This window comes from Vibrio sp. Vb1018 (genome assembly GCF_033338775.1).
GTDB classification, from domain to species: Bacteria; Pseudomonadota; Gammaproteobacteria; order Enterobacterales; family Vibrionaceae; genus Vibrio; species Vibrio alginolyticus.
This window is the reverse complement of sequence record NZ_JAWOTI010000007.1, coordinates 23,816-40,473: the sequence shown is the minus strand read 5'-3', so window position 1 is coordinate 40,473 and position 16,658 is coordinate 23,816. Positions and strand designations below refer to the sequence as shown.

General features: G+C 44.0%; 13 protein-coding genes. 4 read left to right on the top strand and 9 right to left on the bottom strand.

The genetic code is table 11. From position 1 onward, the window contains the following. Positions 1–251: 251 nt before the first annotated feature. Positions 252–2,585, bottom strand: coding sequence for a YgiQ family radical SAM protein (locus tag R7Z10_RS09525; RefSeq protein ID WP_318104715.1), 2,334 nt, complete (start codon positions 2,583–2,585; stop codon positions 252–254). Between the two features lie 425 nt (positions 2,586–3,010). On the opposite strand from R7Z10_RS09525, the gene R7Z10_RS09520 reads away from it, so the two are divergent. From R7Z10_RS09520 to R7Z10_RS09510, 3 genes are all read left to right on the top strand, one after another. Further along, positions 3,011–5,467 (top strand): EAL domain-containing protein, encoded by a 2,457-nt coding sequence (locus R7Z10_RS09520; protein WP_318104712.1) that lies wholly within the window; start codon positions 3,011–3,013, stop codon positions 5,465–5,467. 86 nt (positions 5,468–5,553) lie between these two features. After that, entirely contained in the window at positions 5,554–6,264 is a 711-nt protein-coding gene (locus R7Z10_RS09515; RefSeq protein ID WP_005376761.1) for a hypothetical protein, read from the top strand. Between the two features lie 152 nt (positions 6,265–6,416). Continuing rightward, the gene (locus tag R7Z10_RS09510) at positions 6,417–6,617 is read left to right on the top strand and encodes a DUF4250 domain-containing protein (protein ID WP_005376762.1); all 201 of its coding nucleotides are present in this window, start codon (positions 6,417–6,419) and stop codon (positions 6,615–6,617) included. Positions 6,618–6,638: 21 nt separating this feature from the next. On the opposite strand, the gene metR is transcribed toward R7Z10_RS09510, so the two are convergent. Beyond that, positions 6,639–7,550, bottom strand: coding sequence for an HTH-type transcriptional regulator MetR (gene metR / locus R7Z10_RS09505; RefSeq protein ID WP_005376763.1), 912 nt, complete (start codon positions 7,548–7,550; stop codon positions 6,639–6,641). A gap of 281 nt (positions 7,551–7,831) precedes the next feature. Here metR and metE point away from each other — a divergent pair, with 281 nt between their 5' ends. Next, positions 7,832–10,114, top strand: coding sequence for a 5-methyltetrahydropteroyltriglutamate--homocysteine S-methyltransferase (gene metE / locus R7Z10_RS09500; protein ID WP_005376764.1), 2,283 nt, complete (start codon positions 7,832–7,834; stop codon positions 10,112–10,114). A gap of 133 nt (positions 10,115–10,247) precedes the next feature. Here metE and R7Z10_RS09495 read toward each other — a convergent pair whose 3' ends face one another. From R7Z10_RS09495 to R7Z10_RS09465, 7 genes are all read right to left on the bottom strand, one after another. Continuing rightward, a complete protein-coding gene (locus R7Z10_RS09495) occupies positions 10,248–10,640 on the bottom strand; it encodes a GspS/AspS pilotin family protein (RefSeq protein ID WP_005376765.1) in 393 nt (130 codons plus the stop codon). Positions 10,641–10,643: 3 nt separating this feature from the next. Next, a complete protein-coding gene (locus tag R7Z10_RS09490) occupies positions 10,644–10,940 on the bottom strand; it encodes a YciI family protein (protein WP_005376766.1) in 297 nt (98 codons plus the stop codon). A 115-nt stretch (positions 10,941–11,055) separates the two neighbouring features. Then, a complete protein-coding gene (yciA, locus tag R7Z10_RS09485) occupies positions 11,056–11,451 on the bottom strand; it encodes an acyl-CoA thioester hydrolase YciA (protein ID WP_005376768.1) in 396 nt (131 codons plus the stop codon). A 225-nt stretch (positions 11,452–11,676) separates the two neighbouring features. Beyond that, the gene (locus tag R7Z10_RS09480; protein ID WP_005376769.1) at positions 11,677–12,240 is read right to left on the bottom strand and encodes a septation protein A; all 564 of its coding nucleotides are present in this window, start codon (positions 12,238–12,240) and stop codon (positions 11,677–11,679) included. Between the two features lie 199 nt (positions 12,241–12,439). Further along, complete coding sequence (locus tag R7Z10_RS09475; RefSeq protein ID WP_005376770.1) at positions 12,440–12,682, bottom strand: hypothetical protein; 243 nt, start codon at positions 12,680–12,682, stop codon at positions 12,440–12,442. 111 nt (positions 12,683–12,793) lie between these two features. Beyond that, positions 12,794–15,334: a hybrid sensor histidine kinase/response regulator gene (locus R7Z10_RS09470; RefSeq protein ID WP_005376772.1), complete on the bottom strand. Its 2,541-nt coding sequence runs from the start codon at positions 15,332–15,334 to the stop codon at positions 12,794–12,796. Then, positions 15,327–16,511 carry an acyl-homoserine-lactone synthase gene (locus R7Z10_RS09465; RefSeq protein WP_005376773.1) on the bottom strand — a complete coding sequence of 395 codons (1,185 nt, stop codon included), beginning with the start codon at positions 16,509–16,511 and terminating at the stop codon, positions 15,327–15,329. Before R7Z10_RS09465 ends, R7Z10_RS09470 begins: the two co-directional genes overlap by 8 nt. Positions 16,512–16,658: the final 147 nt, after the last annotated feature.

Sequence of the window (16,658 nt, the reverse complement as noted above, 5' to 3'; positions counted from 1 at the left end):
GTTTAAGAGTTTTACTCTGTTAGGCAAATATCGCACCAAAATAAAGCAATTAAAAATCAATGAGTTAGATTTTTATGGTTTTGCGTCAATCAAATAATTGTTTGTTTTTCCAATAAGTTGGTTGGTGTTTACCATTTTTTGTATTGATTGAATCAAAGTTTGAGTTGTGAGTGATGCCTCAATGAGCCGACAAAACAAAAGGGCTCCAGAGTTACCTCTGGAGCCCTTTCTAGTATCTAAGTGCTAAAGAGTTAGCGACGCTTTGGTTTACGTTGACCAGTTGGTTTGCCTTGTGCTTGTGGGCGACCTTGGCCTTGCGGCTTGCTACCTGCCGGGCGGTTTGCACCGTTGCCGCTAGGACGTTGGCCGTTGCTTGCAGAGCGTTGACCACCTGTAGCTTTGCCAGAACCGTTACGGTTACCAGATGGTTTACCATCTTTTGAACCGCCTTCAGAGCGTTTGTTCAAATGACCACCGAAGCCTGGTTGGTTTTTGGTATGTTTGGTTGCAAAGCGGTTTGCCCCGTGACGACCAGATTTACGACGTTGCGCAGGTGTTTGTGCTTCAATGTCTTCTGCAGGAACGAGACAGCCTTGTTTGTCACCAATCAAATGTTTTTTACCCATACTGACTAGGGCTTCACGGATCATTGGCCAGTTTGCTGGATCGTGGTAACGCAACAGCGCTTTATGTAGGCGACGTTGACGTTCACCTTTTGCTACAGGTACATCTTCACGTTTTTTGTACTTCACGCGTTTCAGAGGGTTTGTCTCTGAGTAGTACATCGACGTTGCGTTACACATTGGCGAAGGGTAGAAGTTTTGTACTTGGTCACATTCGAAGTTGTTCTTTTTGAGCCACAGAGCAAGGTTCAGCATGTCTTCGTCTTCTGTGCCTGGGTGCGCAGAGATAAAATAAGGGATTAAGTACTGCTTCTTGCCTGCTTCTGCACTGTATTTCTCGAACATCTCTTTAAAGCGATCGTACGTACCCATGCCTGGCTTCATCATCAGATCAAGAGGACCTTTCTCTGTATGTTCCGGTGCAATCTTCAAGTAACCGCCTACGTGGTGAGTCACGAGCTCTTTCACGTATTCTGGTGATTCAATCGCAAGGTCGTAACGTACGCCAGATGCAACCATCACTTTCTTCACGCCTTCAACTTTACGCGCTTCGCGGTATAAATCGATCGTGTGTTTGTGGTCTGTGTTTAGCTTGTTACAGATGCCCGGGAATACACAAGAAGGACGACGACAGTTCGCTTCCGCTTTTGGATCTTTACAGCCCAGGCGGTACATGTTTGCAGTCGGGCCACCAAGATCGGAAATTGTGCCGGTAAAGCCTGGAACTTTGTCGCGAATTTCTTCAATCTCGTTGATGATAGATTCTTTCGAGCGGTTTTGAATGATTCGACCTTCATGCTCGGTAATCGAACAGAAAGAACAGCCACCAAAGCAACCACGCATGATGTTCACAGACGTCTTGATCATGTCGTACGCAGGAATTTTTGCTTTGCCGTACATAGGATGAGGAACACGCGCGTAAGGCAGGCCAAACACAAAGTCCATCTCTTCGGTCGTCAATGGAATTGGAGCTTGGTTTACCCAAAGTTCACGATCACCATGGCTTTGAAGTAACGCTCGACCAGAGTACGGGTTCGTTTCTAGATGCAATACACGACTTGCATGCGCATAAAGAATACGATCGTTTCTTAGCTTTTCAAACGAAGGTAAACGGACCGCAGTCGTCGCAGCATCGTGGCGTGATGGGCGAATCGTGATTGGTTGTGCAACTGGCTCGTCTTTTTTAGTTTCACACTGAGTTTCTACTTCGTATGGGTTCTTTGGTACGAACGCTTCTTTACGAGGTTTTTCAATGCGAGAAGAATCAATAACCGTGTAGCCTTCTGGCGCCGCTGGCAAGTTCACAGCAGTACCACGAATATTGGTCATGGTGCTGATGTCTTCGCCGTTTGCGATGCGATGTGCTACTTCGACAAGTGCGCGCTCTGCGTTACCAAAAAGTAGGATGTCTGCTTTTGCATCAAACAGTACAGAACGGCGAACTTTATCTGACCAGTAATCGTAGTGTGCCACACGGCGTAGGCTAGCTTCGATACCACCTAAAACAATAGGTACTTCTTTGTATGCCTCACGACAACGTTGAGAGTAAACCAACGTTGCTCGGTCTGGGCGTTTACCACCTTCGTTATTCGGTGTGTACGCGTCATCGTGACGAAGCTTTTTATCCGCGGTGTAACGGTTGATCATGGAGTCCATGTTACCCGCAGTGATCCCGAAGAACAGATTTGGCTTACCAAGTTGCATGAACGCATCTTTATTTTGCCATTCTGGTTGAGCAATGATACCGACACGGAAACCTTGTGCTTCTAGCAGGCGGCCAATGATAGCCATACCAAAGCTTGGGTGATCCACATAAGCGTCACCGGTTACAATGATAATGTCACAGCTATCCCATCCTAGGGCATCCATTTCTTTGCGACTGGTCGGCAAGAAAGGTGCCGTACCAAAACACTCTGCCCAGTATTTTTTGTACTCATGAATAGGAGTGATGTTATTGGTCATATTTTGCTCTCTGTTCCAGGGAGCGCGAATTATAGCGATTTGATTATCAGGTATCTATAACAAACTCATCTATTCAAGCTTAGTTCATCGAGTTTTATTTGGTTTGTAAAAATATCAATGCTCTATCGGCGATTTTCTGTCTAATTTCACCTTGAAAGCCTCATGGTTATAGATCGGTTCATGAAAAATGTCGCAATCTTAATACAAAGCATAAGCAATGGTGTGCTTATATGGGGTAAAGCCTATAATCAAATTGGTGCATATTAAATACAAAAGGCTGAGCTGCTCTGGAAATAGTTCTAAGTCGATAGGCTTATCGTTGACACAATCCATCTATAAAGAGGATCGGCAGGTCCCAACTGGAATGTCGCGAATTGACTGTGAATTTTGAGCCTTGGGCTAATTACAAAAAAAGGGGCTAGGGTATGAGTGAATCTACGACAACAGTGCATCCAAAAATGCAAACGACTTCCAGTCTAACTCCTGTTATAGAGTGGTCTTACGATATTGATACTCGCGAGTTCGAATGTGATCAGCAAGGAATGGCAAAGGCATTTGGGATAAGTATGCCAGTAACCAGCCTAAATAACTTGTTTGATCATATGCTGATGGGGCAACAAGAAACGCTAAAACAACGAATTCTAGAAGTGGAACTCTTTGGCGGACGGGGGCGGTTTTCTTGTTGCATGATGCTAAAAAACGTTAACTTAGTGCACGTGATTATTAGTTTTGAAAGGCTCAATAAGCGCATTATCCAAGGCACTATCATTCCACAATTAACAATCACTGGTTGCGAGGAGTTAGCGAAAATTCTCGAAACGATTTTTGATTTGCCAAATGTAGGCGTTTTAGTTGCCGATGAAGATACGCGCATCTTAGGTTGTAACCGCGCCTTTGAGTTACAAATGGGCTATCAAAACCGAGATCTGGTTGGGCTTAAAACTCATATATTCAGTACCTCTCACCATAGCCAAGCGTTTTATGATCAGCTGTGGCAGCGAATTAATGATGAAGGATGTTGGTGTGGTAACTTGCTGAGCAAAACAGCAAACGGTAGCAACCAAGCTCATCATCTTTGTATTTACCGACTTACGTTTCACTCTGGACGAATTCTTTATCTCGGATTTTCTACGGATATTTCTGCTTCGTTGTTGTGGATGAAAAATCGTTGTGAACAACAGCATGATTGGGCTGCCTTTTTACCGACGAGGAAAGAATTTGAACTCCAATTAGCTACCTTAGCGAATGAAAGCAGAAATAAAGAACTCAACATTGTTATGACACTAAGACCCAAGTTTTCGGAGAGATACTTGCTTGAACAGCAATTAGGTTTTGCAGATTTTATTATGCGAAGTCGCTACACCAGTATTGCGGGGCAGTTATCTCGGGATGTGTTTGTCGTATGCTTGCAGACCCCTCATTGTCAATGGTTGAGCCCGGTTCGTTTGATCCAAATTGCCATGAAAGGGTTCTTTAATGAGCTTAGAAATGAAATGGGCACAAAAATGCATGCCACTATCGTTAAAGGCCAAACTGGTGTGTCAATCCTTGGCTATGATACGAACCGACCAAGACAAGCGCTAGCACATGCAGCGCAAGCGATGTTGTCCTCTATTTCCGGTGAAGGCAGCTATTCCAACTTTTACGACAGTGAACTTCACTCTGAATTAGTGAAGCGCCAACATCTCGAGGCGTTTTTGGAGGCGCAAATAGAGAGTGGGCTAGTGGACGTTTACTTTCAACCGATTATCGACGTTCAAACCGGAAGAGTGGTTAAGTTCGAGGCTCTCGCACGCTTCTATGATGAAAATGATGCGTATTGTACGCAAAAGATGATCGCTATTATTGAAGATCTAGAACTCATAGCGGCACTTGATGATGTGGTCTGCCAAGCTGCGTTGAAGCACTTTCCGCGCTTACAAGAAATTTATGGCGAGGAAGTGGGCGTGACCATCAATCGCTCCCTCAATACGAAATTGGATTCTCTTCAGATCCTTCAGCGGTCGCATGATTTGATTAAAGCCAGTGGTGTAGACCCTAAGCGAGTAACTATCGAGCTAACAGAAACCGCGTATTTTGAACAAGATGAGGAGCATACTCGAGCTCTAGAGGAAGTGCGGAAAGAGGGCGTTGAGATCGCGATTGATGACTTCGGTACTGGGTATTCTTCTTTTTCTTATCTAGAAAAAGGGCAGTTTGATTTACTGAAAATAGACCGAAAATTCGTCAAGAACATTCATAAAGGGAGCACCAGCTATAACATTGTTAAAATGGTCACCGAGCTTGCACAGCAAATGAATGTAAAAGTGGTTGCTGAAGGCGTGGAATCTAAGCAAGAACTTCAAGTATTGGCAGAAATCGGTGTCGATTACATGCAGGGCTTTCTATTTTCTGCTGCCGTGCCTGTCGATTTGATGGATAAAGCGGACAGTTATGAGCATCTGTTCTCTGACATCGCGATTGAGTCTAAGCAAAGTGATGTGTTGCAATCTGTGAGCCATGAACAAGTCAGGTCTATGGACCCTGGAGAACCGCTCTCCTTGGCAGTGGAGTACATGAATTTGAATCCAAGCTCGCCTTTAGTTGTTCTCAATGAAAATCGTTGTGTTGGGTTAATTACTAAAGAGACGGTGAATTTACACCTAACGCCTTCGATGGGAACAGAGCGAGAAACTGAACGAGAAAGCCGAATTTGGAAACGTCCTGTTAATCAGATAATGAGCACCGAATTTGTGTTGGTTGATGAGGATTTACCTGTCTCTGTTATTCGAGAGTTGGTTAAAACCGGGATTCGTTTCCCTTGGGTACTGTGTAATACCAAAGAAGAGTACCGTGGAGTTTTAACGCAGGAAGACGCGTTGAAGTATCTTGCTTCTCTGTGAATAAAATTGTCTTACCGTTTTAGCTCATTTGGGGGCCGACTTTCGGTGGTTTGGCGATAGTTGATTTGATATTATCGCCCCCCAAAATGACTTTTGAGCGTGCATTCAACATGATTCAACAATTGCTGGTTACTTTCCCTCCGATGCTATTTGGCGCACAAGCGCTACTGACTTTGCTTCTAATCAAGGGCGATATTTGTCCTGGTCAGCGAGGACGTCTTCATAAAATGTTGCCTGCAGTAGCTGTATTGTGGCTCGCTGTTGCGTCACTTCGCATTGAAGCATTTATGATCGTGTTTGCTATTTTCTACTTCTATTCTCAGGTTCAAACCAAGAAAACGCGTGAAAAAGGGCCACTATGGGCGATGCATTTAGCGAATGGTTTGGCCTTTGCGTATGTGAGTATTCAAGTATTTGAGCAATCAAGCTGGCCAGCATCGATAGCGATGGCGCTAATGATATTTTTCCTTGGGGCGTCATTTTCTCAATTGCTGCTTACGATAGCTCGCAGCAGATTACAGGCATTTCACCGTATTTTACCAGTTACGGGCATTGTGTCTGGAATGCTATTAGTCATCGCAACGTTGTTTGCTTCTTACCAGTTAAATGAAGCCACACTAAACGCTGCGACACAGCCGATCTTGCTGTCTTTAGCTATGCTAATTTCTTCAATTATTGTGTGGTGTTGGCATATTTTTACGCATAAGAAACCAGAAAAGGTGCAACTGAGCGTTGCCTTGTTTCTAGCACTCGCGTCGATGACGAGCCTGCAAGGTTTATTCTCTCTAGCGGCTTAACCTCTATTCTAAAGACAAAGCTAGACAGCTTATATCCAAGTGCTTTCTTGGTGCTTGGGTATAAGGTGATCACGTTTTAGATCGCACTCACTTTAAATTCGCGTGATTACTACTACGCTTGTTTATATACCTTGTCGAAGAGGAGAGTCGCGATGGATTTAAGCAATGTAGGTAATCTGGACAGCACTATTTTGCTAGGTATCGTCAACGAAAAGCTACGTTTAGAGTGCGACAGTTTTGACGAGTTAGTATCAGTGTATGAGATGGATGTAGAGTCTGTAGTCGGCAAGCTTGATATGCTCGGTTATCAGTACGATCCATTGACTAACCAATTTAAAGCATATCAACGCTAAGCCTTTCATAACCCAAATCTTTTAAGCCACCTTGATTCCGTCAAGGTGGCTTTTACATTGTAGCCTCGCGGTTGCGAAAAAAGCTTGTAAGTAACGCTTCTCTTTCTCTGAGTGACGCGTTGCTGCAAACAAGCGACGCCATAAGCCTTGGCCGAAAGGTTTACTGGTAATAAGACCTTGGCGAGAAAATTCAGAAATCGCCCAATTGGGTAGTGCGGCCACCCCCAATCCAGCAGAGACCATCTGAACTAACATGAGAGTGTTGTCGGCTTGCTTCCATTTCGCAGGTTCTATTCCTGCTGGCTGAAGAAAGTGTTTTACGACGTCTAGCCTTTGTTTTTGAACAGGATAAGAGAGCATGGTTTGATCTGCGAGATCTTGCGGATCAATAATTTCTTTTTCCGCCAATGGGTGGTTGGTTGCGGTAATTAAACGCATTTCAAAGTCGAATAGAGGCTCGTAGTGGACTTCAGATCGAGGTTGGATATCGGAAGTAATAACGAGATCGAGTTCGCCTGCCAATAGAGCTGGGAGTGGTTCAAAGCCAAAACCAGAGGAAAAGTCCAATGTTACGCTAGGCCAAGCAAGTTGGTACTCCCTAAGTGCAGGCATTAGCCATTGGAAGCAAGAGTGACATTCAATGGCCATATGTAATCGGCCATTGACGTCCTCTTTCAAGCTCGCTAAATCATTTTCTGCTCTTGCGAGTTTCGGAAGGATATCTTCTGCAAGACGCAATAGGATTTCTCCCTCTGAAGTGAACTTCACCGGACGAGTCTTTCTCAGGAACAGTTGCCCTCCAATTCGCGCCTCCAAATCTTTGATCTGATGAGACAGTGCCGACTGAGTGAGATGCAAAGCGGTCGCTGTCGCCGTTAGAGAGCCAGTGTCTCGAAGCGAAGTGAGTGTCCGCAAATGTTTTAGCTCTATCATGAATTCCTTTCATCCTTTGTTGCTCGCTATGAACAGAATAGCAATCGTGTAAATAACTTAACGACAAAAAATGGATATGTAAACGTCTAGACGTCTATTTGTTGTTTTTATTTGCGAATCATGTCGCTTCATGATGAATTTTTTTAATAAACAAGTTGAATAAATGGACGTTGTTCTAATATCAGATGAGAGCGATAGTTTAGCCATCCAGACATCTTATCCTTTACAGAAAGATGCTCTGATACAAACAAATTGAACAAAATTGAGAAAGGAATAGGGACATGGCGACAACGACTCACATACTAGGTTATCCACGCATTGGTGAAAAAAGAGAATTAAAATTCGCTCAGGAGAAATACTGGCGAGGAGAAATTGATCAAGCTGAGCTTAAAAAGGTTGGGGCAGATCTACGCGCCAAAAACTGGCAAACACAAACGGATGCTGGTCTGAGTTTTGCCACCGCTGGCGACTTCGCTTGGTACGATCATGTACTGACGACCACGTTGCTATTGGGTCATGTGCCAAAGCGTCACGCTGATGGTTTCCCTAACCTGGATACGTTGTTCAAAGTGGGTCGCGGTCAATCTCAGGCGGGTTGCAGCTGTGCGGGCGCTGCGGCATCGGATATGACCAAATGGTTCAACACAAACTACCATTACATTGTCCCTGAATTCAGCAAGGACGATACGTTTGAAGTGAGCTGGCCGCAACTGTTTGAAGAAGTCAACGAAGCGCTTCAAGCTGGCCACCAAGTGAAGCCTGTTTTGCTTGGTCCAGTCAGTTACCTTTACTTGGGCAAAGAGGTCGAAGAAGGGTTTGACCGCTTAACCCTGCTACCACGCTTACTTACTGCTTACCAAGCTATTTTGGCAAAGCTAGCAAGTCAAGGTGTTGAGTGGGTTCAGATTGATGAGCCAATTTTGTCACTGGAGCTAGAAAGCAAATGGGCTGATTCGTTTAAGCTAGCCTACCAAGTGATTCGAAGCGATGTAAAAGTGCTGCTAACGACGTACTTTGACTCCGTAAGCGATACGCTAGACAAAATTGTAAAGCTACCAGTGGATGGTTTACATATCGATTTATCTGCCGCGCCTCAGCAGCTTGACGACGTGGTTGCCAAACTACCGGAGGGGTGGGTGCTGTCTGCTGGCGTGGTCAACGGTCGTAACGTGTGGCGCTCGGATTTGAGTGCGCAACTTGAACGTCTACAGCCAGTAAAAGAAAAACTGGGCGACAACCTTTGGGTTGCGAGCTCATGCTCTTTGCTACATAGCCCGGTTGATCTGGAACAGGAAACAGAACTCAGTGAGGAAGTGAAAAGCTGGTTTGCGTTCGCAAAACAAAAAGTAACAGAAGTCGCCTTGCTTGGCCGCGCACTCGATGGTGATCAAGATGCGATTCTCGCTTGTGATACCTACAGCCAGCCAATCAAAGCACGTAAAACGGCAACGCATGTGAATAAGCCACAAGTTCAAGCACGTTTAAACAGTATTACTGCGTCACTTGCCGAGCGCAGCGCACCTTACGCGGAGCGTGCTGCGCATCAAGCTGAAGTATTGGGCTTGCCTCTGTTGCCAACCACGACAATCGGTTCTTTCCCTCAAACGGGTGAAATTCGTGTTCAGCGCAGTGCTTATCGTACAGGTCAATTATCTGAGTCTGAATATATCCAAGCACTTAAAGGACATATTGCTGACGCAGTAAAACGTCAAGAGGCGCTCGACCTAGATGTGCTTGTTCATGGTGAAGCAGAGCGTAACGACATGGTGGAATACTTCGCTGAGAACTTGGCGGGTTTTCAAACGACCAAATTTGGTTGGGTACAGAGTTATGGCTCTCGCTGTGTGAAACCTGCCATTGTAGTTGCTGACATTGAACGTGAAAAACCGATCACGGTTGAATGGTCGACGTACGCCCAGTCGCTAACCAGCAAACAGATGAAAGGCATGTTGACTGGACCAGTTACGATTTTGTGTTGGACGTTCCCACGTGAAGACATCACACGTCAAGAAATTGCGCAGCAACTTGCTTTGGCACTGCGTGATGAGGTGTCTGACCTGCAAGATGCAGGCATCAATATCATTCAAATTGATGAGCCAGCCATTCGAGAAGGTTTACCACTCAAAAAACGCGATCAAAAAGCGTACTTAGAATGGGCCGTAAATGCGTTTAAGGTCTCTGCGGCAAGTGCAAAACCAGAAACTCAGATTCACACTCATATGTGTTACAGCGAGTTCAATGAAATCATTGATTCGGTTGCGGCACTCGATGCGGACGTCATTACCATTGAAACATCTCGCTCGAATATGGAGTTGCTGAAAGCATTTGAAGAGTTCAATTACCCGAACGAAATTGGCCCTGGTGTTTATGACATTCACTCACCAAACATTCCTACGGAAGAATGGATTGAAGGTTTAATCAAGAAAGCGGCAGAAAAAATTCCGGCTCAACGTTTGTGGGTAAACCCAGATTGTGGTCTGAAAACACGAAACTGGAAGGAGACAGAAGCCGCATTGGCAAATCTGGTTTCAGCGGCGAAGAAGCTCCGTGCTGAGCTGGCGTAACACGTCGTTACAGCAAATAAAAACGGAGACTGTGGTCTCCGTTTTTCTATTCTTAATTGTTAACTTTCGTTTTCAGATTATCCAATAATAGCGAATCATCGTCTCATGCCGAAAGCAACAAAAATTACTGTAGCTACTTCACCTGAGTACAAGTCTGTGCTGAAACCAACTCATCTGCCATCAACTGACCGCGAGAATTACGTACCTTAATACGATACATCAAGCCCATATCAATTTGCTTGCGAACTTCTGGGTTGCTGCAGTAGGTATAGATACTGGTATTCAGTACTTGATTTAACGGCTTTGCACCGAGGGCGCCATCGTTATAAATCATCATCATCTCTACAACATTTTTGTTGGATGAGACACGCATTATTTGCAGTGGACCGTACTCTAAAGGGAGACCAGCTGACAAGACTCCTGCTCGGTTTGATGCCATAAGCTCAAGTTGGCGCTGCTTATCATCGGTTGATGAGCAGCCAGCCAGAGCACCAAATACCAAGAAAAGACACAGTAATTTTTTCATAAATTAAAACACTTTTTTGAACGGTTTCACGATTACATTATCGTAAACACCAGCCGCTACGTAAGGATCGGCTTCTGCCCACGCTTTAGCATCCTCTAGCGAGGCGAATTCAGCGATGACAGTTGAGCCCGTAAATCCAGCTTCACCAGGATTGTCAGAATCTATCGCAGGCATCGGACCAGCTGTAAGAAGGCGACCTTCGTCTTGTAGCTTTTGTAAGCGATCCAAGTGTTGTGGGCGAACGCTCATGCGTTTTTCCAACGAGTTCTCAACGTCCTGTGAAAAGATGACATACCACATAGCATAGTTCCTTAATTGGTAGGGTAAAGTGTTAATTTAACGCCTTTTTTGTGTCTCTCACAAGTGAACAACAGAAAATGTGAGATCCTTTCTAACTGTTAGCGTTGTAGGTTGACTAATTCTGAACCGGACGTGGTTTACCTTCACTGTCAATGGCTACGTAGTTGAAGGTCGCATCACAAACCATGAAGCGTTCGCCAACACCGTGAGCTTTGACGGGTTTGACCCATACTTCCAAATCGACACTCATGGATGTGCGGCCGATCTTAGTGCATTCGCCGTAGCAGCATACGACATCGCCCACACCAACAGGTTTTTTGAACGTAATGCTTGATACCGAAACGGTGACAACGCGACCACAAGAGATCTCTTTTGCCAGAATCGCGCCCGCTAAGTCGAGCTGAGACATTATCCAACCGCCAAAAATATCGCCATTGGCGTTTGTATCTGCAGGCATTGCAAGGGTACGAAGCAGCATTTGACCTTTCGGAGAGCTAATTTCTTGACTCATTGTGACATCCTAAATCTTAAAGGCGCTCAAACTAAGCGCCAACATAGTAAATACCTAGAACCAAAGGTCCTTAAAAAACCGCAGATACCGGACCAGAGAAAGTTGGTTTACAGCAGCAAGAATGGTCTGAAAACGGTACGTTGTTTGAGCGGTTTACTGATACATGGAGCAAAACAGCGACCCTAAGGTCGCTGTGAAGTCGCGGATTATAGCAAAACTGAGTTTTTAATCATCAGTGGACACATCGGATGAGTTATTTTTTTGTTCTTTTGGCATGTGTTTATAAATGTAAAAGCCAGTCGCAATCATGTAGGCAAATGTCGCGATCAACATTCCAAATACTTTGAAGTTAACCCAAACATCCAACGGCAATTCGTAAGCAATATAAATGTTTAGGCCAGCGAAGAATGAGAAGAAGCCAACCCAAGCCCAGTTAATCTTTGCCCAAACAGCGTCAGGTAACGTAATTTCCTTGCCTAGCATACCTTTGATGGCTGATTTTCCCAATGCGTGGCTCACTGCTAAGCCAATCGCCAGAATCGCGTAAATGATGGTGACTTTCCACTTTATAAAATTGTCGTCGTGGAAGAAAAGGGTCATGCCGCCGAAGATAGTGACGATAACAAATGTTATTAGCTGCATCTTTTCGACTTTCTTATACAGCGCATAGGTGACGACAAGCTGAATGGCTGTTGCTACGATCAGTGCACCTGTCGCCACGTAGATGTCGTACAGCTTGTATAAAGCGAAGAAAACGATGAGTGGTATAAAGTCTAGGATCTGCTTCATGATGGCAAAATCTACCTAATTGTTGAATTGAAGACAGTCTAACGGAATCTGACAAGATGTGAATACTGAGGAAGTTAAGGTAAGAATAGTAACGCTTAGTATATCGTACAGCCCGCAAGCTTCTTCCATGTCGAAACAGCATATGGAAGGAATAAAAATTGCCGCGATGAGGCGGCAATAAAGTTGAGAGTTTTAAACCTTAAGCCACACGTTGATATTGGGAAATAAGCGTTTTTACATCTTCTAAATAGCCTTCCCGTAGTAAGTTATCGACCGTTGCTTCTAGCTCTTCGAGAGACATCGTGAAGCAAGTGGATTTACCAGTCATCAGGCTCAGATATTGATGATACTCTTCTTCTGTATAGTGGCCTAAGCGATCAAGTAACAGTGTTTTGATTCCATGATGAATCAGGCCGTAGTATGTATGTCGATGAAGTAACATGGCGATCTCCTTATCAAGCTCATACGCTACTCTTTTGTAGCCTGCTTGACCTTCTGGATAATTCGATTTACTCCAATAATGCACATCTAGTGCCAATTCTATATTTGCAGATTAAAAAGTGTTGGAAGGTGCAAAATTCTCGTTCTGTAGCCATCTTTGGATGACGACTTGAAGTGCATTTAACGTGGTGGGCTTTTCGAGTCTGTCATCCATGAGTTTCGAAATTAGCTCCAACTCTCTAGCTCCAGACTCACCAGATAAGGCAATGATTGGAACGGAGGATGTGATTTGCTTAATCCGTTGGCTTGCGTCAAATCCATTCATTACCGGCATTTGGACATCCATAAGAACGAGATCAATCTTGTGAGAGTGGAATAGTTCTACCGCAGAGGCTCCATTATTTGCTTGTAAGCTGTTGACTCCCAATCTTTTTAAATACATCTGTACCAAGGTGCGTTGCACCTCTTTGTCATCAACAATGAGCACTGTTGGTGCATCTTTACATACTTGTACGTGTTGAGCTGAATGATTTTCAGAATGTGATGGAGTTGCTTTCCAGCTATCAAAGTCCGGTGCTCTTAATGTCTCTGGTTTTGGTGCGTTTGGTACGACTGGGAAATACAAGTAGAATTCTGTGAACTCGTTCAATTCAGACTGGCACTCTATTCGTCCTCCGAAGGAGCGCATAACACGTTGGCAATAGCCCAAACCTAAGCCACTGCCTCCGCTTTTTTGATACGAGAAAAAGTCATCAAATATCTTGTGTAAGATACTGCTATCTATACCTGGCCCACTATCTCGGAAGATCAGAATGTTTTCGTAAGCCCCCGTCTGGGTACGAATCTCAATTTGACTGTCGGGATAAGAATCAAAATAGTAGATAGCGTTACGAATCAAATTGAAAATGACAAAGTTAAACAGGGTCTCATTTAACTTCGCGACAAAATCGTGTGCCTGTGGCAGGTTAATTCTCTCTATTATTTGATCGTTTTCAAAACCATAACGGCTTACTGCTTGGTCGATGGCTTTATGTATGGAAGTGAGAGCTAAAGGCTCATGCTCTGGTGAACTGTCGCTAACTTCTCGTAAAATAATATCGATAAGTTGTCGACCGCGTTGTATAGCGGCTTCACCTTTATCAATTTCTCTTTTTAGCGTATCCAGTGAGGCGTTTGACTCTATATGTTGTTTTAAAGCTTCAAATTGTAATTGTACTTGAGCGAGAGGGTTACGCATTTCATGTGCAATGGAGTTAGCCAGCGCACGGCTTTGGCGTACCTTTCTATCGGCTTCAATGGTGCTCTGGATGCGAACTAATAACGTTTGCAGAGCTGAGATTTCTTCATTAGAAAACAGCTTATTATCTATTTTATGTGAAGAAATTAGTAAGTGAGTAACAGACTTTCCACGACCGAAGAGAGGCATAACGAGCGCAGTATTGCTTGAGCGCATGCGCTCGTAGAGCTTTCTCATCGACCCTTTAGAAGAGGAGGCATAATCAATTTCTTCAGACAACTCATCAAGCACGAGAACTGACTTGCTTGACGGCAGGTACTCTTCGTAAAACGTTTCTGTGTAATTGCTAGTGACTAGCTGCAGCTTGTTGTTTGGTATGTTAAGTAACGATGCCAACTGATGCATAGCATCATCTATTGAGCGTTTAAACTCTTCCTCTAACCCAAGGATTTGCTGAACGGGAGTGTGTCGTTTCCCATAAATAAAATACGAAGCGTAACGACTGACTCGCTTAAAAAGCAAGTGCCAAGTGATACCGATAAGCGCACATAAAGGTACCGCAACAAGCCATTGGTTATCTTCAGAGATAGGAATAAATATCGCCCCTAGCGGCAGAACAAAAATGGCGCAGACTAAGAGCGCGCTTACCGTTAAGTACGTGAGATATTTAGCGCTGTAGAAGCGAGAGGTAAGTAGGGCATAGCCCACAAACAACATTTCGCTGATTGAAAGTGCTGGTGGTAACCAAGTTAGGGAGAAGTCGCCAAGGAAATACGTCATTCCAAGGTGTATCACTGCCGTAGATAACATGAATACCAAAATGCCAGCGATCATATAGTTGCTTTTTGCTAGCGTGAGTTTGCTGCTGTTCGCGCGCATGGCAATCAAGTTAAGCAGCGTTAGTACCACGAAAGCTAGCAAACTAATGAAAAAATATGAGGTATGTGGGCCAAATTCAATGACGAACTGGCTTGGACCACTAATGGTGACATTTTCGACAGTAAGATTCGGCACTAAGTTGATGTACAGTGAATACGTTGCTAGTGTGACAAAGACGACTTTTTGCCAGACTTTGACCGCTGTTTTTTTAACATCTGCGGTTAACTGGCAAGAAAAATAGAATGCAAACGCAAAGGCGAAAAAAGACGCTAAGTTCGCTAACTTAGCCATAAAAATGCCACCAACAGAGCCTAATTCTGGCAATAAATCGGTATGGAAATAGGCGTTGCTGCTTATCCAAACAATGATACAGCTGGAATAAGCGATGTAAGGCGCGTGATGCGAGCCTAAGATTGATTCACTCTTCTGTTTTAGGCGATAGCAGTAATACAGTAGCCAAGCGAATACTATTAGTACAGTCGCGTACAATGCCATTGCTTTTGGGTAAAAGAGACCGTGCAAATGAACATCAAGCATGCTCATTCACCTTTTTATCCATTCTTTTTGTTCGTACGCAATGTTTGTAGTCGCGAAATTGTATGTCTTGAAATGCTTCAACCATCATACCTAAATTCCAGAAACCGCGGTATGTCTTGGTACCGTCACCGTTAATGTCGCGGTATCCTGAGTGAAAGTAGGCACTTAAATCAATAGATTGATAGAAATTTAACATAAACACTTGCTCAATAATGGTAAAGCCGAGCTTATAGCCTGCTTTATAGAGCTCGCTCATCATAGTTTTTTGCGCCAGATACAAAAAATACAGCTTTTGTTGAATGTTGCCTCCCACCGTAAGACGCAGTACTTCGCAAACCGCTTCAGTGTTCTTTACATGAGATTGAAACTGAGCATCAAACCCAACAAGAGTGTGCTCAGGAGTTAGAGCACGACACTCCAAAATACCCAGTTGATTGAGAACACTGTACCCATGATTAGGAAAGCAAAACTGCCATTGTTCGTTACTAAACTGTGGTGAGTAACTGAGCCAGTTATTTCGTTGATGCCAGCTTTGCACTAAAGCGGAGGAGACCAAGATTGGTGAAGATGACGATTTGAGCAAGAGCGCAAAGTGCTGCCCTTTTTGCGAGAGTGATAAAAGAGGCAAGATTTCAAACCATTGTTCAGTTTGGACGAAAAGCTCAAGATTACTCAGTGTGATCGCTTCGGAAATCGGCATTAACGCTGCATGATTTGGCAGCATTACCTCAAGATCGCAATCTGCGATATCTTCAATTAACACGCTAGTATAGCTGTGGTCGTCAAACGGAAGCGGAGTAGGAATCGCAGCTTCGTTTGAAGGATATTTTTGCTTGATTGCTTCGATCTCGCATTGACACCAGAAAACCATCCAATGCGGGTAACAATCTGCGGCAAGTTGTTCAAGTAAACGAATCTCTTTGGAGAAACCTGTCGGATACTGTTGCACTAAATCTCGATAATCCATTAACTCAAATAGTGCAGAAAGACTTTTTGATGCGTGTTTAGGAAAGAGAGATTTAAGCAGTTTTATTCGATACAGAGCAACCTGTTGAAAAAGAGCATCTCGTTTTTGTTTCGTTAGGGTAAGAATAACTGAGTCAACCAGTGCCTGCTGCTTTGATTCGATCGGCAAATTTGTTTTGGTGAGATATTCCAAAGATTGCTCAAGACTCATGATATAACCTAGCTCTAACGTTTTGTTATATTTTGTAATGGTTTATATCATTTTGAAAAATTTATGCCATCGGTTTCTATTTGTATAGTTACGTAATGCAAGAAAAGACAAAAAAACCGCTCATTATGAGCGGTTTTTGGTCTATTC